Genomic DNA, 23,880 nt, shown 5'->3' with positions numbered 1-23,880 from the left:
AATTGAATTTGCTCATTGAGACTTGAATTTCTCAAGCTCACCAGTCTTCTTCCTCGTTTTTAATATCCAAACTTGAACTCTCTACATTCTCAAAAAAGGCTTCTCCCTCTTCTGAAAGCAACAAATGAATCCCATTCAATTTTTTATGAACTGCCTGAAGCGTTTCAAAATCAGGTTGCTGCACATGAAATGGGATCGAAAATAGATTCTCCTGCTTTTTGGAAAATGGTGGGGGAGTTTCACTGGCAAAAAAGTAGGGGAATAGGGTCATGGCGCAACTGATTCCCCAAGTGGTAATTGGATAATCAACTTCATATCGTTGCAGTCGCTCATTGATTTCCACGAAAAACTGCTCCGATTCTCCCAGTCTCAACCGTGAGCCAGCTCTGGATTTTCCTTTGGTCTTTAGGTATTTGATCTGACTTTTTCCCTGCTTTTGCCGCACCATATAAGCCCGGAAAACTTTATGGTCCAGCATTTCTCCATTGTGGAAATATCCTGTGACAGCGATTCCAGCCCGAATCATTACAAGGGCTAAATGGAAATCATCTTTGACAGAAAGCAACCCAGAATCATTTGGAGCCATATTCCAAGGAAGGGAAACTCTAGCAACCCAAGATTCAGCATCTGAGATTACCCACTGCTGCTTAGCCTTGTCGAAAACTCCTTCCAAACCTTTCTTTTGGCTGATGTCTAGTATCGACTGATACTTTGCAAGACTAATTAACTTTGGATTGCCAGAAATCATAGTGGGGGAGGCTTTTCAATTATATTTGCACAAATAAACCGAAAAATCATGGAGGAAGAAATCCAAGGCTTGATCAAGCGAATGTGTGATCCAAATGAAAAGGAAGCTTATTATTTTGCAGATAAACTGGGTAAAAGCCTGGATGTAAGTGGGAGAGATAAGGTGATCGAACTGGTGAAGGGTGATAACTGGGAAGCTGCCTACCTTGCTTGCAGAGCACTTTCGCGATCTTCCTTTAATGAGGAGTCTCTTGACGCGATTTTTGAAGCGATCAACGACAAGATGAATAGACCTCAGCAAGGTGCATTTGTGCAGATCCTGGAAGAGTTCGATCTGAGTCAGCGCTTTGTGGATATTTTTAGAGTCTTTCTTTTTGGCAATTTCAAAGCCCAAGCATTAGCCAAGATGTATCTGGATGAGGTGGAATTTGACATGACCCCACGTACACTCAGAAAAGCTGAAAAGCACTGGAATCATTACCTGCACAATCCGGAAGATGAGGGAAGTTTGCAACTGAAAAAACTGGAAGTAGAACCAATCCTAGAGGAGATCCGCGAATTATTATCTGAGGATTAACAACAATCGCCTGATTCTTGTATTTTTATTAATACAATAAAATGAAGATCATCATGCGAAAAATGGATGTTGTAGGGTTGCACTCGAAGTTTTTTAGAGAGCATGGATTTGTGTTAAATCATTCTCAAATGTCTTTTGAGAAGGTTTTTCCACACGGTAAGCAGGTGGTTTTCTTTCATTTAGTAGAGGGTCTAAAGAATAGTTCTTTACAATATAACTTGGGTATTCGGATCAATGCAGTGGAAGATTTAATCCACAAGTACCTTCCAACCTTCAGTAATTACGCTGACCAATCTATTACGCTAGCCCAAACTCCGGACAAATTGGGGAGTACTTACCCACAGAAGATCAAAGTTTTCGCAAACAATGAATTGCAAAAGGTGGTTAGTGAAGTTGAAGAATTCTTTTTACATACGGGTTTCAAATGGTTGGATGAGATGATTGATCCTGTTACCCTTGAGCAAGAATTTCTTCAGCGCAAAGAGAACCCTTTTGAAGATTTCAATCTGGAGGAATCTGCCTTCCGATCTACAGCACTTAGCAAGTTGTATAATCCAAAAGACTATCCTATACTTCGTCAGTCATTTTTAGAGAAAATTAATTCTCTTGAAATGACTCCATTTACCATTGCATCCTTCCTCCAATTCTTATTTCATTTAGATAAATGGAAGCTAGTAGCTACTTAAGATCGTCTTTTTACACCTCGAATGGCCTCCGCTGAGATAGGGTCTTCAGGCCATTCATGTTTGGGATAGCGTCTTTTCAGTTCTTTTTTCACTTCGAAATAACCGTTCTTCCAAAAGCTTTTCAGATCCTGCGTGAGTTGCACTGGTTTATAACCCGGAGAAAGCAGCTCAATCAGCACATTTACTTTTCCATTATTCACGCTCGGCGTTTCCAATAAGCCAAACAATTCCTGAAGTCTTACAGCAAGTAGCGGAATGTCTTCGGTTCTGTATTCTAATTTGATTTTACTTCCTGAAGGCACTTCTATCGTGGCTGGCGCAAGTCGCTCCAAATCCTTTTGAAGCCCAAAATCCAAATTGCTGAATAATATCTGAGCAAGATCTAGTTTTTTGAAATCCTCGTTTTTGCTGATGTTCTGTAAATAAGGCGCGATCCAAGTTTCTGGCTTTTCGCAAAGTGAAGCTACCGACCAAAAAGGCCAATTTTGATCTGGATACCAGTTTTTAAGATTTTGAACACGTAAAATCAACTGCTCCACTTCGGTATTAAAATTCAGCAAATACTCTCCTTCTTCACGGATAGCTTCCATAATAGCCTCTGTCACGTCTCCAGCTGCATATTTGGCCAGCGGCCTTGTTCCCAGGATAATCGATCCAATTCTAATTTCTGAATGGGCCTGAAGCCCACCTTTCTTTCTATCCCATTTCAATACTTCCTTAGTCTTTAGCATTGGTGCCAAATCCTTCGGATTGATAGGTGCAGCCATCCAGATTTTGCCCATTCCTTCCCGGGCATCTACGTGTGCCACGGCAAGCCAAGACTCATGTGCCAGATCATCCTTGTGTCCAATCTGGGCGATTTTACCATTGGCCAACTGGAACTGAGCATTGTTTCCCGGACGAGCCGCTGCGATGCGCTCTGGGTATGCGTAGGCGAGGAGCAGACCCGTTTGCCAGGGATCGACTGGCCCGTTTTCAGGTTGAATAGAAAACATACGCCGATATGAAGCAGCCATCTTTTCTATCTTTTTGATTCGTGCTATGCTCACATCGTGTTTTCTAAACCTGCGAAGTGCTTCAATTCTCAGATTCAAATCAACACCCGCATCAGGGCCAAGTGGATCTCGCTCATCCAAAATTGCAGCAATGTCTGTCGCCAAACCCAACTGATCGATCTCTTCCGCATTGATTAGCATGTGCGCGATCCGTGGATGCGTAGGGAGCTTATGAACTTCCCTGCCATGTGGAGTCAATTCTCCCTCTACGATAGCTTCTATGGATTCCAGCGTTTTCTCTGCCAAAGCCAGGGTGCCAGTCGGAGGCGGAGTAAGCCAAGTCATGGAACGTATCTCCTGCTTTCCCCAAGCTTTCATATCCAGCACCAACCCGGTAAGATCAGCCTCCATCAATTCAGGCGTTCGGTACTCATTCAACTGATTTTGAATGGATTTCGTCCAAAGTCTGTAGCTATGACCAGCGGTCAATCTACCAGCACGACCGCTTCTTTGATCTGCTGAATCCTTGCTGATTCTATGCAAAACCAATCGTGACAAACCGGATCTTGGATCAAATCTGGATGATTTGGCGAAGCCCGAATCAACCACTACCGTCACTCCCTCTATCGTCAGGGAAGTCTCTGCGATATCTGTGGAAAGCACAATCTTCCTTTTCCCGGAAGGATGAGGCATGATCGCTCTGTTCTGATCGCCTGGCGAAAGTTGACCATAAAGTGGTAGTACGAGATCATCCGGCAGCGCCTTTCTCAGGATCTCCTGCGCTTTTCGGATTTCTCCCTGACCCGGAAGGAAAACCAAGAAATCCCCTTCATGAACCTTGGTCAAGGGAATAATCTGCCGTGCGGCATCTTCACCAATCGAATACTGATCCACCTCATTCATGTAATTGACTTCCACAGGATACTGCCGCCCTTTGCTCTCGATCACGGCTGAGCCGAGCAATCCAGAAAGCACCTTCGCATCAATCGTCGCCGACATCAGCAAGATCCGCAGATCAGGTCTCAGGATTTGCTGCACCTCACGGCACAGTGCCAGGGCAACTTCAGAATGAAGATTTCGCTCGTGAAACTCATCGAAGATCACCAATCCAACATCTTCCAGCGCATTGTCTGAATGAAGCATGCGGGTCAAAATCCCCTCGGTGATTACCTCCAGTCTCGTATTGGCAGAGATAGCCGATTCGAAGCGAATCCTGTAGCCGATCAGATCACCCAACTTGGTGTCCGTCATGGCTGCCATTCGCTGAGCGATAGTCTTGGTAGCCAATCGTCGAGGCTCCAGCATAATGATCTTCTTGCCAGCCAGCCAAGGCACATCCAGCAACACAAGAGGAAGCAAGGTACTCTTTCCCGCACCCGGCGGCGCCTGGATAATCAAAGAATTCGCCTTGGAAAGCTGGGTTTTAACTTGAGGAATAATCTCCGCTACCGGGAGGTCAAAACTTTTGTAATCGAAATTTTGAAGCATGTGGGGCAAAAGTAGGCTTTCTCCTTCAGAAAGGGAATTGTGAGAAGTGGTAAGTCGTAAGTGGTAAAAGGTGAAAAGTAGGAGATGGTGAGTGAGTAGTAAGTCGTAAGTGGTAAAAGGTGAAAAGTAGGAGGTGGTAAGTGAATAGTAAGTGGTAAGTCGTGAGTGGTAAAAGGTGAAAAGTAGGAGTAGGAGGTGGTGAGTTAGTAGTAAGTCGTAAGTGGTAAAAGGTGAAAAGTAGGAGGTGGTAGGTGAATAGTAAGTGGTAAGTCGTGAGTGGTAAAAGGTGAAAAGTAGGAGGTGGTAAGTGAATAGTAAGTGGTAAGTCGTAAGTGGTAAAAGGTGAAGAGTAGGAGGTGGTGAGTGAATAGTAAGTGGTAAAAGGTGAAGAGTAGGAGGTGGTGAGTGAGTAGTAAGTCGTAAGTGGTAAAAGGTGAAATGTAGGAGGTGGTAGGTGAATAGTAAATGGTAAGTCGTGAGTGGTAAAAGGTGGAATAATGAGTTGGATATCCAGTCACCCCGTTAGCGTGAGTGTCGCACCCGTTAGCGCGCGCGTGTCGCGCGTGCTCTTCCGTTTAAAACTGTTCAATTAAGTGTGCCTGCTAATTTTACAAATAGGTGACAAAGGAACGAACACTTGAAGAATTATTTAGTGATCCTCAGCTTAGTGAGCGGCTTAAAGAGCGGCTTTATAGTAAAAAGTGATTGCTTGGAAAAGAGAGTCCATTTAGTGAGATTTTGCAGGGCATGGTAGATACTATGCTGGACGGTGAAATCGATAGTTTTTTGACAGAAGAGTGAGCAGCTGGTCTGTTAATAAGCGAAATGGAAAAACCGCTAGTGAGTTGGATATTTAGTCACTCCGTTAGCGCGGTTAGTCGGTTAGCGCGCGCGTGTCGCGCGTGTCGCGCGTGCTTCCGATTTACAAGAAACCCGTTAGCCCTGCGTAAGTGCTGCATCCGTTAGCGCGCGCGTGCTTCCCATTTAATACCTACAAGAAATCAATACCCAAAACTCACTTTCCCCCTGAATAATCATTTGCGCTACTAAACTTCCAAAAATGCGCTTCTAAGACCAATCCTGCCGCAACCGGATTCATATGGATATATTCAACTTTTTGCGAAATTAAACTAGGACTCCATAGTTCTATAGGATGATTCCCCGCCTGACAAAATTTACCTGTTTTCACATTACTTGCTTCCAAAGCCGCTTTTTCAAACATTAAATAAGCCAATCCTTTCTGCTTTCATGTGGATTTTGTTTTACAGCCAATTGAATTCTTTTTGAAGTAAACTCCTTAAACCTTCCTATAATTAATTCAGGTTTGTTTCCCTGAACTCTAATCACTATATGCAGATGGCTAGGCATAAGACACCATGCAAAAATCTCCATTCCTAGTTTCTTCCTGCAATAATCAAGACTTTCACTAATTATTTGAGAATATTTCTCCCTAGTGAAAATATCAATCCAGTTAATAGCCGTACAGGTGACAAAATATAGGCCTTCCGGGTTATGAAATTTGTATTTATGGCTCATAGGAAAAAATCAAAAAAGTATTTCGAATATAATTGAATTGGTGTGTATTAAATACTTCCACGTGCCACCTTTGTCACGCGCCACAGGCGCGCGCCAACCCCAACGTTTAAGGCTCACGGTCAACGCGCGCGTCATTACATGCTAGCGCGCGCCTGTGGCGCGTGATTAGCTAGCGCGCGCCTGTGGCGTGTGATTAAAACCTTTTAACAAATCTCTCTGTTAAATTTCAATATGTCTTCCAAGAAATTAAAGCTCCTACTGATTTTTGTATTTTTTTCGGGTCAGGCGATTTCCCAAAACTTCATCAAGAAATATATCAATGGGATCATTAACGACACCTCAGATATCAGCAAACCGCAATTTTTGATCTATCCCACCGTGGCATTTGCGCCTGAGACCAGCTGGGAAATAGGACTGTCATCTCTCTTGGTCTACTATGCCAAACGGGACACCACAAACCGACTCAGCGAAATCAGCGGCTTTACTTTTATCACCCTGCAAAACCAATATGGGCTTTGGTTTGATCATGCCATCTATTCTGACCGTGATAAGTGGTTTTCCCTTGGGCGGATCAGGCTACAAAGCTTCCCTTTGAAATACCATGGCATTGGGATTAATTCCCCTGAAGATAACCTGGCCCTGGTAGATGCCAATCAAATCATGATCAAAGAAAGGCTACTTCGTGAACTGCGCCCCAACTTATATTTCGGGGTCGAAGCAGATTTTCAGCGAATATCTCAAGTAGATTTCGTCCCATCTGAGGAAGCTCCGCCATTCACCATGCCCTTGGGCAGTGAAGGTTCTACCAATATTGGGTTGGGTGTTGGATTGGTCTATGACGACAGACACAATGTCCTGAATGTGAGGAATGGCCATTTTGCAGAATTGGCTTTCTTGAGATATTCTCCTGCCATCAGTTCTTTTGGCTTCAATGCGGTGATGATGGACACTCGGATTTTTAGACCTGTCGGTGAGCATGGCGTTTTGGCTTGGCAGGCCATTGGTCAGTTTTATTCGGGGGATGTTCCTTTCAACCAGCTGGCTTTGTTGGGTGGAGATAGCATGATGCGAGGATATTACCTTGGTCGGTTTAGGGACAAAAACCAGCTTGCCACCCAGGTAGAATTCAGAATGCTGCCGCTGCCCTTGGGATTTTCCAAAAGGATAGGTGCTGCGGCATTTGCGGGAACAGGAACCGTATTTCCCGACTTTTCTTTGGCATCCATCAATAAAATGGTCTGGTCAGCTGGAGCTGGATTACGCATTTTACTTTTTCCTAAAAAAGACATTTACACCCGAGTTGATGTCGCCTTTACCCAGGAAGGATCCGGATTTTACCTGTTTGTCGGCGAGGCATTTTAGAAAGCCAAGAAGAATTTGAACTTGGGAAAATGCCTCAAAGACATCAGGATTGGGGATAAGCCAAAACGATAGGAGGAAAAATTCAGAAAAGTTATTGGAAATTATAGAAGTGGGATTGAGGGAAGGGTTTTAGGAATAGAATAAGGAGGGAAGTCTTTTTGAAAAGGATAATTAGGATTACTCCACTTATTTGGGTTTATGGAGTGGGAAAGGAGGCGAGATTGCATGTCATTAGAACGCATGGTGAAAAATCAGCTCTCACTAATCATTCCTATGGTACGTGGATTAATCCTTATCGCTTTACAATTATAGATAAAGAGTAAAAACTTTGATATACCTCTTAGGGTATAAAGTTGAACCAAAAATCATTTTTATACCCTATATGATATAAAGATCATTAAATCAATATATTTACACCCGAAAAGGTATAGTATATGGATTTAGCCAAATTTGTCAAAGAGAGAAGAACCGCTGTGAAGTTAACGCAACCTGAATTTGCGCTCAAAGCAGGTGTAGGACTGCGATTTCTAAGAGATCTTGAACAGGGGAAAAAAACCTTGAGAATGGACAAAGTAAACCAAGTCCTTCAAATGTTTGGACATAAACTGGGCCCTATACCTGATACATCAGATGAGTAAACGAATAGCAAATGTGTTTATGCACGGTATCCTGGCTGGACAATACATCCAGGATGGTGAAGGGTATCATTATACCTACCTACAAGAATATCTTGACAGCAAGGAAGCTCAACCGATTAGTCTTACCCTTCCACTTCAAGTGGAATCTTTTGATTCGTTGACCATGCTGCCATTTTTCGATGGCCTGATTCCTGAAGGCTGGTTATTGGATATTGCTGTCAAAAACTGGAAGTTGGATTCCCGAGATAGAATGGTGCTTCTTTTACTTTGCTGTAAAGACACCATCGGAGCTGTGAGTATTGAACCCCTTAACGAGCCGGCCTGATGGAAAAAAGATGTTTGTATTGCTACCAATACTTGTCAGAAACCGAAACGGATTTTCACTCGCTGTGTAGTAAGAAAATTTTCAGTTTAGCTTATGCCCCGGAATTACCTTACAATGAAAGCGATCTTGAACCATTGGCCAAGTCCGCGATTGAAAACCAAACTGGCTTAACTGGGGTTCAGGCAAAGCTTTCCCTGCATATATCATCGAATCATGAGGGCCCAAAAAGATTTACCATTGTAGGCTTATGGGGTGGGTATATACTTAAGCCTGCTTCCTCATTTTACCCTCAAGCTCCCGAAGTGGAAGATCTCACCATGCACTTGGCTGAACTGGCTAAAATCAAAGTCGTGCCTCATTCACTCATCAGAATGAAGTCTGGAAATCTGGCATATATCACCAAGAGGATTGATCGAACAAAGAAAGGCAGAATTCACATGGAAGATATGTGCCAACTAACCCAAAGGCTCACAGAGAACAAATACAATGCATCGTATGAGCAGATAGCAAAAGCAATCAAACTGTACTCCAAGACTTCAGGGCTGGATCTGGTGAATTTCTATGAACAGGTTTTGTTTTGCTTCCTGACCGGTAACGCTGACATGCACCTAAAAAATTTCTCATTGATCTATAGTCCAGATTTAGGACCGGTACTTAGCCCGGCATATGATATGCTCAGCACTGTCCTAGTAAATCCTGACGACAACGAACATATGGCATTAACGCTTAATGGCAGGAAGAACCGAATCCGGAAAAGCGATTTTGTTGCCGCATTCAAAGTGGCGGGGATTGACGATAAACAGCAAGCGAATATTTTCAACAAAATGACCAAGGCTAAACCTGATTGGCTCAAAATGATTCAAATCAGTTTTTTAACGGAGGATTTCAAAGAAAAATATGAACAGGTGTTGGTTGATCGGTTTAGTTTATTTGAGTAGGTAAGGTCTAAAATGCTGGATTCAAGATTTTGAAGAATGTGAAAATTAGGATTACACTATTACACCGATATTGAAAATCATCATGCCAATTGAGTGCCTACATCAGCGAAAATAGATTGCGAAATAGCTGTAAATTTCAACCTAAGCGAATCATTGTGAAAACTGTAAATCTCCAACTATCTGATTTTGAATTCGACGAATTGGGACTGAACAAAAACACGCTGTTGTTTTCCGAACTGATTGAAATCATCGAAAGAAAAATAACGAAACGAACGCTGGAAAAAAGTATGCAACTGGCAGACAAATACGGCCTTTCCAAAATGACGATGGAACAAATTGATGACGAAATAAAAGCGCAAAGGAATGAAGAAAATAATTCTTAAATCATTCTAACTAGTCTAGGCATCAAAGCCAGTCCATTATTTTAAGTGCCTAACATTTTAACCCTTAACAGTCAACTTTCCTCACCCATGTATCTATTTTTTGACACCGAGACGACCGGACTGCCGAGGAACTAAAGCTCCGGTCTCGGATCTCAATAACTGGCCCAGGCTTATTCAGCTGGCATTTCTCTATTATGATGCGAGTGGTAATAAGGTAGCAGAGGGAGATTTCATCATCAAGCCTGATGGATTTACCATATCAAACGGAGCATCACGGATTCATGGCATCACGACCGAGAAGGCACTGCGAGATGGACAACCCATTAAAGGTGTTTTAGAAAATTTTCATGTACTTGTAGAAAAAGCCAAATTCCTTGTGGCGCATAATATGGCCTTTGACGAGATGATTATGGGTTCCGAACTCTTAAGAAATGGCATGCAAAACAGTATGTCGGACAAGGTCAGGATCTGTACTATGAAACAGACCACTGCTTTCTGTAGATTATCTGGAGAATACGGCTACAAGTGGCCAAAGCTCTCGGAGCTGCATTACAAACTATTCCGTACAGGTTTCGCAGACGCCCACAATGCCTTAGCAGACATCAGCATCACCGCCAAGTGCTTTTGGGAATTAAGGAGAATTGGTAGGATTTAAGAATTGCCGATGGTTAAGATATTGGGCATTTATATTTCGACAGTAATAGGGTTTTGCTGCCGAAATATAGTTTTGATAAGGCATTTGGCGACAATTGAAACTGTACGAAATATGAGTAAACCGTGGTTGGCCTAAGCTTTTTAATCAGCTGCGAAAGAATCAGAGCACAGGAGGATAAAGTAAAATGACTCGAGAATTTTGGAAACTAATACAAATCAAGAAGCTGCATCAGGTCTTGGGAAAAGCCGGACAGCGCAAATGAAAGAAATATAACGGTAGTAAAAAGCTTCTTAAAGATCAGGATTGAGGTTAAGATGAAAAGACAGGGGGAAAATTCAAAAAAGCAATTGAAATTTATAGGAATGGGGTTGGAAAAAGGAGTTTTAGGTATAGATTGGGGGGAGGGAAAATAAGGACTGGAAAAAGGAGTCCTAAAATTGCCCGATAGGGAAAGCGACACTTATTAGCTAATGCATTAGTCATAATTAGAAATAAAAAACAATGAACTTAGATCAAACATTAATTGAGGATATTGAAGACGAAGAAATTGACTATCGATATGAAATCACCAGCTATGGTGCTGATTATCCAGTTGATTCAATTGTTAAGAGAATAAATGAAGACATTATTTATGTTCCTCCATTTCAGAGAAAATTTGTTTGGAATCAAAATGCAGCCTCCAAATTCATCGAATCTTTAATTTTAGGACTGCCAGTGCCAGGAGTATTTTTATCAAAGGAAAAGGAAACAGGAAGAATGATAATTGTTGATGGTCAGCAAAGACTTGTTTCACTAAACAGTTTCTATAATGGAATTTTTAAAGGTAAGGAATTCATTTTAACAGGTTTAGGCTCTAACTTGAACGGAAGAACTTACAAAACTTTAGATACATCAGATAGGATAAGATTAGATGACTCCATAATTCATGCAACAATTATCAGACAAGATGAACCAGACGATGCTGAAAGTAGTGTTTATCTAATTTTCGAGAGACTTAATACTGGTGGGAATCCGTTAAGACCTCAAGAGATTAGAGCATGTATTTATTATGGTGAATTTAATGAGACCTTAAACCACATCGTACAAACCGAAAACTGGAGAACCGTATTTGGTAGAGAGAACGAAAGGTTGAAAGAACAAGAATTAATTTTAAGATTTTTCTCCTTGTATGTGTTCAAAGATTCATATACTAAACCTTTAAAAGGTTTCTTAAATAGATTCATGTCTCTAAATAGGAACCTTGATCTTGTTTCCAAAGCCGATTTAGAAGAAATATTTGCCAATACAATTCGTCCATTTGCAGTACTGTTAGGCAAAACAGCTTTTAGATTGGGAGGTCCTCTTAATGCTGCAGTTTTTGATTCATGTATGATTGGTTTGTCAGAAAGAATTAAATCATCTCAAATCGGCAATGAAGAATTCGTAGCAAAGTATAGAGTCTTGCTTGGTAATCCTGATTACATAGAAAACGTAAAAGGAGCAACTTCTGATGAAACACTTGTTAACAACAGAATTAGAATAGCAATCGAAACATTCGCAAAATAAGATTATGAGATTGAGAATAGATGCTGAAGAAAAAAAGTTGGATAATCTATTAGATCAGATAAGAAAAGTTGATAATGATGAATTACAAGCACATCTTTCCAAATATTTTTGTGTTAAAATTTCTGGATATCTCGAGAATGTACTTAAATCACTTGTGGAAGCATATTCAACAGGTACTTGTCCAAAACCAATTAAGACATATATAGATGGTAGCGTCAAAAGTATAACAAATCTTTCTGAAGATAAGCTATGTACATTCTTAAAAAAATTTGATCCTGATTGGGAATTAAGATTTTTGTCGACCATTTCCGAAAGGGAACTACAATCTCTAAACTCTATTATTTCAAATAGAAATAACATCTCTCATGGACAACAGGATAATATTAGTTACACTTACGTATCTCAATACTATTCGGACTTAAAAGGTGTTATTAAAGTTCTGAAAGATATAGTGAAAAAATAGAAGACTGACCTCAATACTACCATAACAAAATACCAATCCCCTACTATTTTTTGGGATTTATAATCCCATATTCTTATCGAATCAAGCGTTGAATATGAGTTAAGGCTCTGGTAATGCCTGTAGCCATCAGATACAACTACAGTTTGATACCTTCGTGATTCTTTAATCCCACCAAAGAAAAACCAATCTACCCCATTCCCTAATAAAACTCTTTTCGTTTACAGCTTTTCGGATATCTTTAGGTATCCTTGCAACCCACCCTTTTTTAAATGGCGCTATTTCAAAACTCAGTTCTTAAAAAATACCGGTCCACCCAAGATCAAAACAAAATCGAGACTGCTTTCGGCGACTTCTCTCGATATTTTGGAAATCCTGCGATTCGTGAGAATATCCGAAATTCCAAAGAAGAACAGTTTCAGGAAGGTTTTCTCAGAGAGCTATTTGTAAATATCCTAGGTTACACCATCAATCCAGATCCTGATTACAACCTGACCACTGAGCTTAAAAATATCAAGGATTCCAAAAAGACGGACGGCGCAATTCTGCTCCCTTCTCCTGAAGGAGAGGGGTCGGGGGTGAGGTCAGCCCTTGCCGTCATCGAGCTCAAAGGAACCGATACTAAAGACCTCGAAAAGATCCGAGATCAGGCCTTTAATTATAAAAATAACCAACCCGACTGTATCTATGTGATCACGAGTAACTTCGAAAAACTTCGATTCTATATCCACAATGCCGTAGATTATCAGGAGTTCAATCTTTTTCAACTCACGCGCCCTGAGTTTGAACTGCTTTGGCTGTTGCTCCAAAAGGATAATCTGCTTTCTGGGATTCCTGCCAAGATCAAAGAAGAATCACTCCAAGCCGAAGAGCAAGTCACCAAGCAACTTTACGCCGACTACTCGGCCTTCAAGCAGGAACTCTGGCAGGATATGGTGGCTCAGAATCCGGGAGAAAATGAGTTGATGCTATATAAAAAAAGTCAAAAGCTCCTCGACCGTTTTCTCTTTATCTTTTTTGCGGAGGACAAAGGCCTGCTTCCGCCCAATAGCATCAATGAGATTATCACCCAATGGGATAAACTGAATGAGCTCGACGAATACCGTCCGCTCTTTGATCGCTTCAAAAAATACTTCGGATATCTCAATGTGGGAAGAGTCCAACCTGGCAAACCTGAAATCCATGCCTACAACGGCGGACTCTTTGCGCCGGATACCTTGCTAGATACCGTAAAGATCTCGGATAATATCCTCAAAAAACACTGTCGTAAGCTCTCCGAATACGACTTCGACACCGAAGTCGATACAAATATTCTCGGGCACATCTTTGAGCATAGTCTCAATGATATCGAGAATGTCCGTGCTTCGCTGGAAGGTACACCAATAGACAAAAGCAAAACCAAGCGGAAGAAAGACGGGGTATTCTACACACCAAAATACATCACCAAGTACATCGTGGACAATACCCTCGGGCGATTGTGTGCCGAGAAGAAGATCGAACTCGGCATCGTGGACGAGGACTTTGCGGAGGGAAAGCGAGGAAGGCAAAAGAAAACCATCCAACAACTCAAGGGGAAACTCGATGCCTATCGGGCTTGGCTGCTGCAACTCACCATCTGCGACCCCGCTTGTGGTTCGGGAGCCTTTCTCAATCAAGTGCTGGAATACCTGATTGCCGAGCATCGCTACCTAGACGAACTCGAATCCCAACTTTTCGGTACACCGATGGTCCTGCCCAATGTGGAAAACCAAATCCTCGAAAACAATATTTTCGGAGTCGATATCAATGAGGAGTCAGTAGAAATCGCCCGACTCTCCTTATGGCTTCGCACAGCCAAGAAAGGCCGAAAACTCAGTAGCTTGAATTCCAATATCAAAGTAGGAAACAGTCTAATCGATGATCCTGCAGTAGCCGGAGACTTGGCTTTTAATTGGGAAAATGAATTTCCACAAGTCTTCGCCAAAGGTGGTTTTGACGTGGTGGTGGGTAATCCGCCTTATGTGCAATCGCATTCCCTTGATGAATCTTCAAAAAACTTTATCTACCAACATTATAAAACAGCTGAATATCAAATAAATACTTATGCGGTATTTATGGAACGGATTCTGGAAATAATGGATGAATCATCAGTTTATAGTGTAATTATTCCAAATTATTGGCTGTCTACGAAAAATGATTCAAAGTTACGATCCGAACTCTTTTTAGAAAATCACTGCATCGAACTGCTCAATGTGTTTAGCGTATTTGAAGATGCTACAGTGGATACTGTTATAGTAACTGGCAGGAAAACTAGTATTCCTATATTTCCTAAAGCAACAAAACTAGTTGCTGTTGATAAAAATTATAAATCCATACTAGAAAGGCTGACCGCTTTATCTGATAAGATTTGGGGCACGATTAAAAGTGAGACATTTAATTCAATTAATGATGATACTTTACTCTCCTTTGAAGATAAGTTAGAGATTAATGGTGATTTGAAAGTAAGCGATTTCGTAAGAGGATATCAGGGAATGAAACCATACGAAAAAGGAAAGGGGAACCCGCCTCAAACCAGAGAAATGATGAATGAGAAAATATATCATTCTGATAATAAATTAGATAATTCCTATTTACCACTTATAGGAGCGGGAAACGTACAGCGGTATTTCATCAGACCATATACAGAATATATAAAATACGGTGCTAATCTCGCTGCTCCGCGAAAAGCAGACATTTTCATACATAAAAGATTACTGGTAAATAGAATTTTATCAAAGGAAAGGATTGACATTTGTTTTATTGAAGAACCTATGGTCAACAATACAGACATATTTAATTTTTTGCCTTTAGCAGGGAAAGAGAAATATTTGAAACCAATTTTTGCAATCTTAGGAAGCTTGCTATGTTCTACTTACTTCAGAAAATCAAATGTGAATTTGAGTAGAGCAGCTTTCCCAAAACTGAATGTCAATAACCTAATGAGTTTTCCCATTCCAGAATTAGAAGAAGGCTTTGTATATAACTCAACTCAAAAGGTAGATATGTTATTAAAGGAAATTCAGGGTAATCAACTATTCGTATTGAATTTTATAGAACTCATTAAATCCAAATTCTCCATTGAAAAACCATCAACCAAGCTTCAAAACTGGCCGGGTTTAGATTTCAGAGGATTCTTTGGAGAATTAAAGAAAGCGAAGGTTCAGCTCAGTCTATCCGAAGAATCCGAATGGATGACCTACTTCAACGAACAAAAGCAAAAAGCCCTCGCCCTCCAATCCGAAATCAACCGCATCGACGCTGAGATTGATAAGTTGGTTTACGAGTTGTATGGATTGACAGAAGAGGAGATTAGGATAGTGGAAGGGGGAGAGGGATGAGTAATTCAATGATTACAATAATTTCAATTATAGTACCAATATTCTCACTAATTATAGGAGCTTATTACCAAAAACAGAGAGATAGGCTTTTATTAGAACAAGAAACTTTTTTTCAGAAAAAAAGAGATAACTATTTTAAAGTTATTGAACCTATCATATCAATGATTAGCAATTCAAAAAATTCACAAGAACAAGGAAAAGTCGTAAGTAAAATATTAAGCAATGAATATAGAAAAGAAGTATTGAGTCTGAGTCTATATGGCAATGATGAGGTTGTTAAAGCTTTTAATGATATGTTTCAGCTTATTTACGATAAAGAGAAATATAATGAAAACGTGTCCCTTTTAATACCCTTTTTAGGTAAGGTACTACTCGAGATGAGAAAGGAGTTAGGGAATAAAAATACAAAAATAGATGAGTTTCAGATCTTAGAATTTTTAATCAAAGATATTAAAGAAATGAAATCTGAAAACTTTCAAAAATACAAAGACATTAAAAGATATTTAAAATACAAAAAATGAAAATAATATATGAAATAGTAATTGTCTTGATTTGTACAATAGGATTCGCTACTCCTTTAATTATTTGGATTTCTAAATACCTAATATCTCATTTTTTTGCTAAAAAAGTTGAAAAGTATAAGAATGAGCTCTCATTCGAAAATATGCAATTTAAATCTAATATTGACAGATCGTTAATAGAATACCAACTTAAACTAAATAGTCTGACCGCCCAAAAATCAGAAATATTAAAAATTACCTATCAGAAATTAGTAATAGCAGATTTAGCTTTTTTTGAACTTATGAAACCAGTTAAGTTTAATCCTCCTACGCGAGAGGCTCAAATGGCTGACGTTTTAATTAAAGGAAACGATTTTATCCAATTCTATGATCAAAATGAAATATATTTCAGTGATGAAATTTGTATTTATTTAAATGAAATAAAGAGTATTTTTATTAAGGGGTATGGACTTCAAACAACAAAAGACATGCTTTCTGATGATAGAGAAACAAGGAATGAAATTGCAAAAGAATTAAACTTGTTCTACACTGAAAAAATTGAAGGGCGAATCTCAGAATTAAAAAAAGTTATTAAATCTGAGTTTAAAAAGGAATTGGGCAGCATTTAGTAGAATATCCCCACTAGGTGTGGTATGCCAGCTTAAGCGTAGTCCTTGCCTAAGCGTAGATTGCATCTACGCTTTACTATCTTCAGGAATTTATAATTTCCCGAAGGTAGTCGAACCCTTTTTTATTGCCATCTCTCCGTTTTGGCGAAGCATTCATTTCTAGATTGACATCGACTCGGCCAAAACCCGGAAACGTTATTACAATTTATAACCACAGGTTAAAAACCTGTGGCTACAAAAATTTCGCATCTACGATGCTATTGCGATAATTTGGCTCCCTTTAAGAGCCAGCTGTTCGAGATTTGTAATCTCGAACCTTGATCAAGGGATTTGTAATCCCAAAACAATCAACAATTAATAGTTTTGGCGAAACTTGCTTTTCTCGAAAGATCAAGTGCCAATAGGATCATCAAAGTTTTGCCAAACAAAATCACTAGACTAGCGTACCTGAAGTTAATTCTATTTAAATAGTCCATTTTATAGTTTTTTAGTGAATTGTAGTTAAATAAACCCATGTACAAAAACCCATGCGAAAAATCAGGATCGTAGTCTTAATTTTCATGATTTCTGGAAGCTTCACTGTGCAATCTCAAACAGTAGATAACGTGCCTTTATCGGAGATCAATGTCACCTATATTGAGTTTACTGAAATAGGTAAGGTATTTAGTCCCAAAGTCAGAATTCAAGTTGATTTTGGTCAGGATAGGTCAAGGGGCCGAATAAATGAATCTCAGATCACTGATTCAGATGGAAGGGTGATCGAGTTCAATTCGCTGGTCGATGCGCTTAATTTTTTCGATCAGTTGGGTTATGAGTTTTTAGAAGGTAACAGAAGTCATATTGAAAGGGTCAATATCGATCAGTACTTATTGAGAAAGAAGAAGACTCTGCTGGATTCAGCAAATATTCCAAGACAGAATTAGAAGTTAATCAAACGGACAATATTTGACTATAAATCAGGATTCTTGAGTAGCAGCAAAAATTAAAGGGGACCAAATGTTCCCCGCTAGGTGTAGAGTATTTGCCTAAGCGTAGCCTGCAACTACACTTTAATATTTTTAAGAATCTCCCCCAGCTTTAGAATGCTAGCCTAGTCGTAATCCGTACAGTCGTCGGATGCAAAACGCTTTAAAATCTTCTATAATCCCCGCCCGCCAGCTGTTCGAGTCCCGATATTTATCGCGGATGCAATCTCGAACCTTGATCTAGGGATTTGCAATCCTAATACAATCAACAATCAATCGTTTTGGCGAATCCTCCTTTTCCCGATTGCCCTCATTCCTGCCAAAACAAAAAAACCAATGCTCTTTCTTTTACCCGGGGTTGAAACCCCGGGCTACTAATCTAGCGTCCCTACAGGACGCCTAATTTCATGGCTTTAATCGTGGGTATTGGAAAATAGCTGTTTGGAGATTTGTATTCTCGAACCTTGATCTAGGGATTTGCAATCCCCGAAAAGGCGTAATCAATGACTAAGATTAATCCGTACAGCTTTGGATGTAACAAATCCTTGATTTCTTTCATTAAAAGTTCAACCCCTTCAGGGTTACCATTTCCCAGCATTGATCTCCAAACCCCCGGTTCCACCGAGGGCTAATCATGGTTTGACCACATCGTGGTCATTGGAATAAAAACATATCTGCCATGTTCAACTCGTTATAGTCCCCTTCTTATTTATGATCCTGAAATGCCTGTCCCGATTTATCGGGAGATCAAACTATGAATAACTTGTCCCGAATTATCGGGAGCCATGGGTGAAACCCGTGGTAAAACCAATGTGAATCACACCCAACGACCCTGAAGGGTGTCGAACAAATCGGGACCAAATCATCCATTTAAATTTCCCATGCTAGGTTTGGAATGACCCAGCTGTTCGAGTCCCGATATTTATCGCGGATGCAATCTCGAACCTTAATCCGGGGATTTGTAATCCTAACACGATCAACAATTAATCGTTTTGGCGAACCCTCAGCCTGAGCGAAATTTGGAACCTCGCTCGACAATCAGATAGAATTTGTAATTCAGTTCTGAGCCGATATTTTTCACCTCTGAGCCGATTTGTTTCGCCATTAAGCACGGACACAAAGTCGTGTTGTAGAATCCGAAGCGAGGGAATACCCGGATATTCATGACGCTGGAGGTAAATTTATTCATGGCTATCTCACCATCCATGTAAAAGCTGTCGTAAGCGTAAAATTTGTAGTTTAGTAACTCAATATGCCGGCAGAATTTCTGAAAAGGAATTAACAAAAAAAATTATAGGAGTAACTATGGAAGAGCTATCGATAGGTGATATCGCATTGATAATTATTAGCGGTTTGGGTGTTATTCATGGACTTCTTCTCGGTGTATTCCTTTTTTTTCATAAGAGAGGTAGTAGCCTTTCCAATCAGTTACTCGGTTTTCTTCTTTTCGTATTGTCTTTTAGAGTGGGCAAATCGGTCTTGCTAGAGTTTGCTCAAGATTTACATGTAAAGATCATTTTTATTGGTCTTGCCTCCATGTTGCTAATCGGCCCTTTGTTTTACCTATTTTCAAAATCACTGCTCTTGCGCTCTTTCTCGCTCCGGAATATTCATTTTCTGCATTTTCTCCCGGCCATTTTTGGAATATGTTTTGGTTTTTGGATCGAGGAAATTCACCTAAGGTCTTTTCCGCTCTGGGTTTTTGTCGTGGTGTATGCTTTTTACTACGGACATTATATAAGCTATATCGTCTTTAGCTATCGAGCGGCCGTCAAAGCGCCCGCGGTAAATTCAACTAATTATCAACTGCTTAGGCTAATCTTCTTCGGGCTATTGGCTATTTGGTTTGTCTATAGTTTAAATCTCTTTGATGAAGACATCCCATATATTATTGGCCCTATTCTTTATTCAATTGTGGCTTATTCGATCAGCTTTCTGGTGATCAAAAATCGCTTTATCGATAAAGTAGAATACGAAAAATATAAGTCCACACAAATTCCGGAGAATCTGGGCGAGCAAATCTATTTGAGAATTCAAAAATTGATGGTTGAAGAAAAGGGTTTCAAAAATCCCGATCTGACACTCAAATTTCTGGGCGAGCATTTCCACCAAAGCCCTCAGATCATTTCTATGGTAATCAACCGAAAGAGCGGTAAGAATTTCAATTCGTTTATCAATTACTATCGAATTGAAGAAAGTATAAAGCAATTGAGGGATTCAAAATTTGAGCATTATACCATATCGGCAATTGCAATGGAATCCGGATTCAATAGCCTCTCCAGTTTCAATACAGCCTTTAAAAAGCAAACCGGCTCAACTCCCCTTGCATTTCGCAACATGCGTTAAATGATCAGTTTCTCTTTCGAAATGATCATTTCGGGAGTTTCTAATCAGCAAGAGTATATTCTTTGTTGAAAAAATATACTTATGTCTAGAATTAAAAAGTTTGTAAAATGTTCACTGATGCTGGTGGCAGGATCTATTGTTTTATTGGCCGGTTTCGGGTGGTGGTTTATGAGTTTGCTTTCAACCCCAAACTCCTCTTCTGAAAATCTCAAAGATGTGTTTCCTTCCTCCCTGCCCTATTTGACAGACAATCCTGTACAAAACAGAGGGAAAATTTTAGCCGTGGTTACCAGCACCGCATCTTTTCCAACGACAGGTAAGAAAACAGGGTACGAACTTACCGAACTGGCTCAAGCCTACTATGTATTTGTTGCCAATGGATTTGAAGTAGACATAGCGAGTACACGGGGCGGTGAACCGCAGATGGTCCTCGATGATGAAGATATGACTGAGTATGATTACGCTTTTCTAAAAGATACCCTCGCTATGCGAAAAGCAAAAGGCACAATTGCCATGGAAAATGTACTTTTAGAAGAATATGAGGCAATCTATTTTGTAGGTGGAAAGGGTGCAATGTTTGATTTCCCAGATCATAAGTCCATTCAAAAAGCCGTAAAAATATACCATGAACAAGGGAAAATAATTGGTGCGGTTTGTCATGGGCCGGCAGCTTTGGTAAATGTGAAATTGACAGATGGCACTCCCTATTTGAAAGGCCGAAAGGTTTCTTCATTCACAAACCGCGAAGAACTTTTTCTGATCAAAGAGGCTCAGGTGATATTCCCTTTCATGTTGCAGGATAAACTGATAGAAAATGGGGCATTGTATTCTGAAGGCGCCATGTATCTTGAAAACGTCATTTCAGATGGAACCTTGGTCACGGGACAAAATCCTTGGTCAACTTGGGTTGTTGCAGAAACTATGGTCACTCGATTAGGCTACGAACTGAAAAAAAGAGAAAAAACAGCCGCCGAAAATGCAGTCCTGATTTTAAATGCCTATGAAAAAAGGGGGTACGGTAAAGCCAAACAAATGATCGAGGAATTAAGTAGTGGTGAAAAACAAGTAATCAGTAGAGATCTGATTGCAATGCACGCACTGGTAGCAGCGATGCAGTGGGAGATTTCAAAAGGGTTTGAGATTATCGGACTTTTAAGACATGTAAAGACTACTTCGAAAGAAAGGCCTACTGAGACTGTTCATTTAAGTGTGTCTGCTAATTTTACAAATAGATGACAAAGAAACGAACACTTGAAGAATTATTTAGTGATCCTCAGATGAATGAGCGATTAAAAGAGCGCCTTTACAGTAAAAAGGAATTGCTTGGCAAAGAGAGCCCATTTAGTGCGATTTTACAACAAATGGTCAATATGATGCTTGATGGGGAAATTGAGAGTTTTCTTACTCAAGAGCGAGCTTCGGATAGCTTAAATAAGCGAAATGGCAGGACTCCCAAACGAGTCCTAAGTAACGTTGGACATCTCGAGATTTCGACTCCACGTGATCGGAATGGGGATTTTGAACCAGAACTGATAGGGAAACGACAAAGGGATCTCACCAGTGGCTTGGATGATCAAATTTTGGCATTGTATGCCCCTGGTAGGTGTAGAGTGCTAGACTAAGCGTAATCCGTACAGTGGTCGGATGCAACTACGCTTTCATATTTTTAAGAATTTGTAATTCCCCCACTAGTTGCAGAATACTAGCCTAAGCGTAATCCGTACAGTGGTCGGATGCAACTACGCTTTAATACCTTATGGATTCCGTACAGTAGTCGGAAGTAATTCTGTTACCTGAAAGTTCGACAGCTTCGCCGTCTTGGGGTTCTCATCTTCATGATTAACCCCCGGTTTTACCGGGGGCTAATCATGGTTTGACCACTTCGTGGTCTGTGGATTAATAATATTTAGATGACTTTGCCTAGTAATTATTTAATAACCCCGAAGTGCCAGCCCGCTGTGGCGGAGTGCCGAACTGTAAGAGTAAGCATAAGGATTTTCTGAATTTTGCCAAACAAAATCACTAGACTAGCGTACCTGAAGTTAATTCTATTTAAATAGTCCATTTTATAGTTTTTTAGTGAATTGTAGTTAAATAAACCCGTGTACAAAAACCCATGCGAAAAATCAGGATCGTAGTCTTAATTTTCATGATTTCTGGAAGCTTCACTGTGCAATCTCAAACAGTAGATAACGTGCCTTTATCGGAGATCAATGTCACCTATATTGAGTTTACTAAAATAGGTAAGGTATTTAGTCCCAAAGTCAGAATTCAAGTTGATTTTGGTCAGGATAGGTCAAGGGGCAGAATAAATGAATCTCAGATCACTGATTCAGATGGAAGGGTGATCGAGTTTAATTCGCTGGTCGATGCGCTTAATTTTTTCGATCAGTTGGGTTATGAATTTTTAGAAGGTAACAGAAGTCATATTGAAAGGGTCAATATCGATCAGTACTTATTGAGAAAGAAGAAGACTCTGCTGGATTCGGCAAATATTCCAAGACAGAATTAGAAGTTAATCAAACGGACAATTTTTGACTATAAATCAGGATTCTTGAGTAGCAGCAAAAATTAAAGTGACCAAATGTTCCCCGCTAGGTGTAGAGTGTTTGCCTAAGCGTAGAAGAATTTATAATTCTATTGAATTCAATATTGTCCTTTCTAAGGACAGCTAAACCAATTGCTAAGGATACTGAGGAAAGCTAAAGATCTTCTAAACATTTAAAAGAAGCTATTCTGGAGTTGCAATGATGGTCATAATTCCATGAGACGATTTTTTCTCCTGCCAATTTTGTATCCTAAATCGCAGTATTCCAAGTATAAATCTTAAGAATTCGTCCTCCATATTTTTATCCCACTTGATTTCTTTTTTCTCCATATCGCTCATCCAATATAAAAAATAAGGATCCATCGTGCCGTACGTGAGTAGTTCGGAAACTTTCCAACCGCTTTTTTGAAGCAGTAGCGTGATGTTATCCGGCGAGAATAATGAAATATGGCGCGGTGCATGCCAACCTGCCCAATTTTCGCCATATTTTTTCCTACTCGCTGAATCGAAGTTGGGTATCTCAATGATAAGTGTCGTGGAAGGTTTCGAAATGGATTTTAAATATCTAAGGTTTTTAAGCGGGGAGTAATCATGCTCTAAATAGTGCCACATGGTAATTACATCAGGCTGCAAACTGCTTGGTAGATCTTGAATTTCTGCGACTTGTAAATCTAGCCCTTCAAATTGATCCGGTTCATTTTTCCATCCTTCATCACTGAAGTCAATGCCGATAGTTCGACAATTTAGGATTTGCTGACAGGCCTTTAAAAAACTTGGTCTGCCGCTGCCAATATCTAAAATCAAGGAGTCGGGTGAAAAATCATGAGCCTCTTTTGTTCGCTTCACGCGTCTTAGATCTAACTTTTGCTGGCTGTTCTCCACCAATTTTTCATACTTCCCCCACGCTTTTGCTCCTCTGTAGGGTAAATAATAAGAAGTATAGTAGTTTTTTAGCTGGTCTAATGGTACTCTGGGATTTAAGAACACCAGTTTACATTCCTCGCATTGGTCAAAATTGAACAACTCATTACTGGAATGCATTTGAGCACTGATTTTAATAAAAGAACCTATCGTGGTGGAGTTACAGGTAGGACAATTGGTAAGTTGCTGCATCGGTCTAAAATGGATATCGCTCTCTGAGTGTAGTTAAATCGATGTTTGGACTGGGTGGATTCCGATAGCAGTCGGAAGCAATTCCATA

At 40.1% G+C, this 23,880-nt stretch carries 22 protein-coding genes and 2 pseudogenes; 19 read left to right on the top strand and 5 right to left on the bottom strand.

Annotation, left to right across the window (positions count from 1 at the left end; all coding sequences use genetic code 11):
- Positions 1 to 37 precede the first annotated feature (37 nt).
- Positions 38 to 748 (bottom strand): hypothetical protein, encoded by a 711-nt coding sequence (locus BVH04_RS11280; protein ID WP_086541575.1) that lies wholly within the window; start codon positions 746 to 748, stop codon positions 38 to 40.
- A 48-nt stretch (positions 749 to 796) separates the two neighbouring features.
- Between BVH04_RS11280 and BVH04_RS11275 the strand changes: the two genes are divergently transcribed.
- Positions 797 to 1,324: a hypothetical protein gene (locus BVH04_RS11275; RefSeq protein ID WP_086541574.1), complete on the top strand. Its 528-nt coding sequence runs from the start codon at positions 797 to 799 to the stop codon at positions 1,322 to 1,324.
- Positions 1,325 to 1,452: 128 nt separating this feature from the next.
- Positions 1,453 to 2,010, top strand: a complete 558-nt coding sequence (locus BVH04_RS11270; RefSeq protein WP_147303432.1) for a hypothetical protein — start codon at positions 1,453 to 1,455, stop codon at positions 2,008 to 2,010.
- Here BVH04_RS11270 and hrpB read toward each other — a convergent pair.
- Positions 2,007 to 4,493, bottom strand: a complete 2,487-nt coding sequence (gene hrpB, locus BVH04_RS11265; RefSeq protein WP_086541572.1) for an ATP-dependent helicase HrpB — start codon at positions 4,491 to 4,493, stop codon at positions 2,007 to 2,009. The two genes, BVH04_RS11270 and hrpB, sit on opposite strands and share 4 nt — an antisense overlap.
- 618 nt (positions 4,494 to 5,111) lie before the next feature.
- On the opposite strand from hrpB, the pseudogene BVH04_RS26785 reads away from it, so the two are divergent.
- Positions 5,112 to 5,329: pseudogene (locus BVH04_RS26785) on the top strand (IS256 family transposase); the annotation flags it as partial.
- Between the two features lie 179 nt (positions 5,330 to 5,508).
- On the opposite strand, the gene BVH04_RS26110 reads toward BVH04_RS26785, so the two are convergent.
- Positions 5,509 to 5,727, bottom strand: coding sequence for a hypothetical protein (locus BVH04_RS26110; protein ID WP_240510906.1), 219 nt, complete (start codon positions 5,725 to 5,727; stop codon positions 5,509 to 5,511).
- Positions 5,715 to 6,029, bottom strand: a complete 315-nt coding sequence (locus BVH04_RS26105; RefSeq protein WP_240510905.1) for a transposase — start codon at positions 6,027 to 6,029, stop codon at positions 5,715 to 5,717. The genes BVH04_RS26110 and BVH04_RS26105 overlap by 13 nt, the downstream gene beginning before the upstream one ends.
- Positions 6,030 to 6,260: 231 nt before the next feature.
- Here BVH04_RS26105 and BVH04_RS11250 point away from each other — a divergent pair, with 231 nt between their 5' ends.
- The 16 genes and pseudogenes from BVH04_RS11250 to BVH04_RS11170 all read left to right on the top strand — a co-directional run bounded on the left by BVH04_RS11250 (position 6,261) and on the right by BVH04_RS11170 (position 22,643).
- On the top strand, positions 6,261 to 7,391 hold the full coding sequence (locus tag BVH04_RS11250) for a BamA/TamA family outer membrane protein (protein WP_086541571.1): 1,131 nt from the start codon (positions 6,261 to 6,263) through the stop codon (positions 7,389 to 7,391).
- Positions 7,392 to 7,825: 434 nt separating this feature from the next.
- The gene (locus tag BVH04_RS11245) at positions 7,826 to 8,029 is read left to right on the top strand and encodes a helix-turn-helix transcriptional regulator (RefSeq protein WP_086541570.1); all 204 of its coding nucleotides are present in this window, start codon (positions 7,826 to 7,828) and stop codon (positions 8,027 to 8,029) included.
- On the top strand, positions 8,022 to 8,354 hold the full coding sequence (locus BVH04_RS11240; RefSeq protein ID WP_086541569.1) for a HipA N-terminal domain-containing protein: 333 nt from the start codon (positions 8,022 to 8,024) through the stop codon (positions 8,352 to 8,354). The genes BVH04_RS11245 and BVH04_RS11240 overlap by 8 nt, the downstream gene beginning before the upstream one ends.
- Positions 8,354 to 9,292 (top strand): HipA domain-containing protein, encoded by a 939-nt coding sequence (locus tag BVH04_RS11235; RefSeq protein ID WP_086541568.1) that lies wholly within the window; start codon positions 8,354 to 8,356, stop codon positions 9,290 to 9,292. The genes BVH04_RS11240 and BVH04_RS11235 overlap by 1 nt, the downstream gene beginning before the upstream one ends.
- A gap of 155 nt (positions 9,293 to 9,447) precedes the next feature.
- A complete protein-coding gene (locus BVH04_RS11230) occupies positions 9,448 to 9,675 on the top strand; it encodes a hypothetical protein (protein WP_140160574.1) in 228 nt (75 codons plus the stop codon).
- 100 nt (positions 9,676 to 9,775) lie between these two features.
- A complete protein-coding gene (locus tag BVH04_RS11225) occupies positions 9,776 to 10,330 on the top strand; it encodes a 3'-5' exonuclease (RefSeq protein ID WP_205635840.1) in 555 nt (184 codons plus the stop codon).
- A 501-nt stretch (positions 10,331 to 10,831) separates the two neighbouring features.
- On the top strand, positions 10,832 to 11,875 hold the full coding sequence (locus tag BVH04_RS11220) for a DUF262 domain-containing protein (protein ID WP_086541566.1): 1,044 nt from the start codon (positions 10,832 to 10,834) through the stop codon (positions 11,873 to 11,875).
- A gap of 4 nt (positions 11,876 to 11,879) precedes the next feature.
- Positions 11,880 to 12,338 (top strand): HEPN domain-containing protein, encoded by a 459-nt coding sequence (locus BVH04_RS11215; protein ID WP_086541565.1) that lies wholly within the window; start codon positions 11,880 to 11,882, stop codon positions 12,336 to 12,338.
- A gap of 269 nt (positions 12,339 to 12,607) precedes the next feature.
- Positions 12,608 to 15,691, top strand: coding sequence for an Eco57I restriction-modification methylase domain-containing protein (locus BVH04_RS11210; protein WP_086541564.1), 3,084 nt, complete (start codon positions 12,608 to 12,610; stop codon positions 15,689 to 15,691).
- An 8-nt stretch (positions 15,692 to 15,699) separates the two neighbouring features.
- Positions 15,700 to 16,212, top strand: a complete 513-nt coding sequence (locus BVH04_RS11205; protein WP_140160573.1) for a hypothetical protein — start codon at positions 15,700 to 15,702, stop codon at positions 16,210 to 16,212.
- Positions 16,209 to 16,820 (top strand): hypothetical protein, encoded by a 612-nt coding sequence (locus BVH04_RS11200; RefSeq protein WP_086541562.1) that lies wholly within the window; start codon positions 16,209 to 16,211, stop codon positions 16,818 to 16,820. Before BVH04_RS11205 ends, BVH04_RS11200 begins: the two co-directional genes overlap by 4 nt.
- 527 nt (positions 16,821 to 17,347) lie before the next feature.
- On the top strand, positions 17,348 to 17,743 hold the full coding sequence (locus BVH04_RS11195) for a hypothetical protein (RefSeq protein ID WP_116116410.1): 396 nt from the start codon (positions 17,348 to 17,350) through the stop codon (positions 17,741 to 17,743).
- A gap of 1,347 nt (positions 17,744 to 19,090) precedes the next feature.
- Complete coding sequence (locus tag BVH04_RS11185) at positions 19,091 to 20,131, top strand: helix-turn-helix domain-containing protein (protein WP_086541559.1); 1,041 nt, start codon at positions 19,091 to 19,093, stop codon at positions 20,129 to 20,131.
- Between the two features lie 81 nt (positions 20,132 to 20,212).
- A complete protein-coding gene (locus BVH04_RS11180) occupies positions 20,213 to 21,367 on the top strand; it encodes a type 1 glutamine amidotransferase domain-containing protein (RefSeq protein WP_086541558.1) in 1,155 nt (384 codons plus the stop codon).
- Positions 21,364 to 21,732 (top strand): annotated as a pseudogene (locus BVH04_RS11175) (transposase); the annotation flags it as partial. The gene BVH04_RS11180 and the pseudogene BVH04_RS11175, both read left to right, overlap by 4 nt.
- A gap of 515 nt (positions 21,733 to 22,247) precedes the next feature.
- Positions 22,248 to 22,643 (top strand): hypothetical protein, encoded by a 396-nt coding sequence (locus BVH04_RS11170; RefSeq protein ID WP_140160571.1) that lies wholly within the window; start codon positions 22,248 to 22,250, stop codon positions 22,641 to 22,643.
- A gap of 219 nt (positions 22,644 to 22,862) precedes the next feature.
- Here the strand turns inward: BVH04_RS11170 and BVH04_RS11165 are convergent, their stop codons facing one another.
- Positions 22,863 to 23,666 (bottom strand): class I SAM-dependent methyltransferase, encoded by an 804-nt coding sequence (locus tag BVH04_RS11165; protein ID WP_205635839.1) that lies wholly within the window; start codon positions 23,664 to 23,666, stop codon positions 22,863 to 22,865.
- Positions 23,667 to 23,880 lie beyond the last annotated feature (214 nt).

It is taken from the genome of Algoriphagus antarcticus (assembly GCF_002150685.1).
Taxonomy (GTDB): Bacteria; Bacteroidota; Bacteroidia; order Cytophagales; family Cyclobacteriaceae; genus Algoriphagus; species Algoriphagus antarcticus.
Note: the sequence above shows the minus strand (reverse complement) of the source record. Positions and strands in the feature narration are given on the sequence as shown.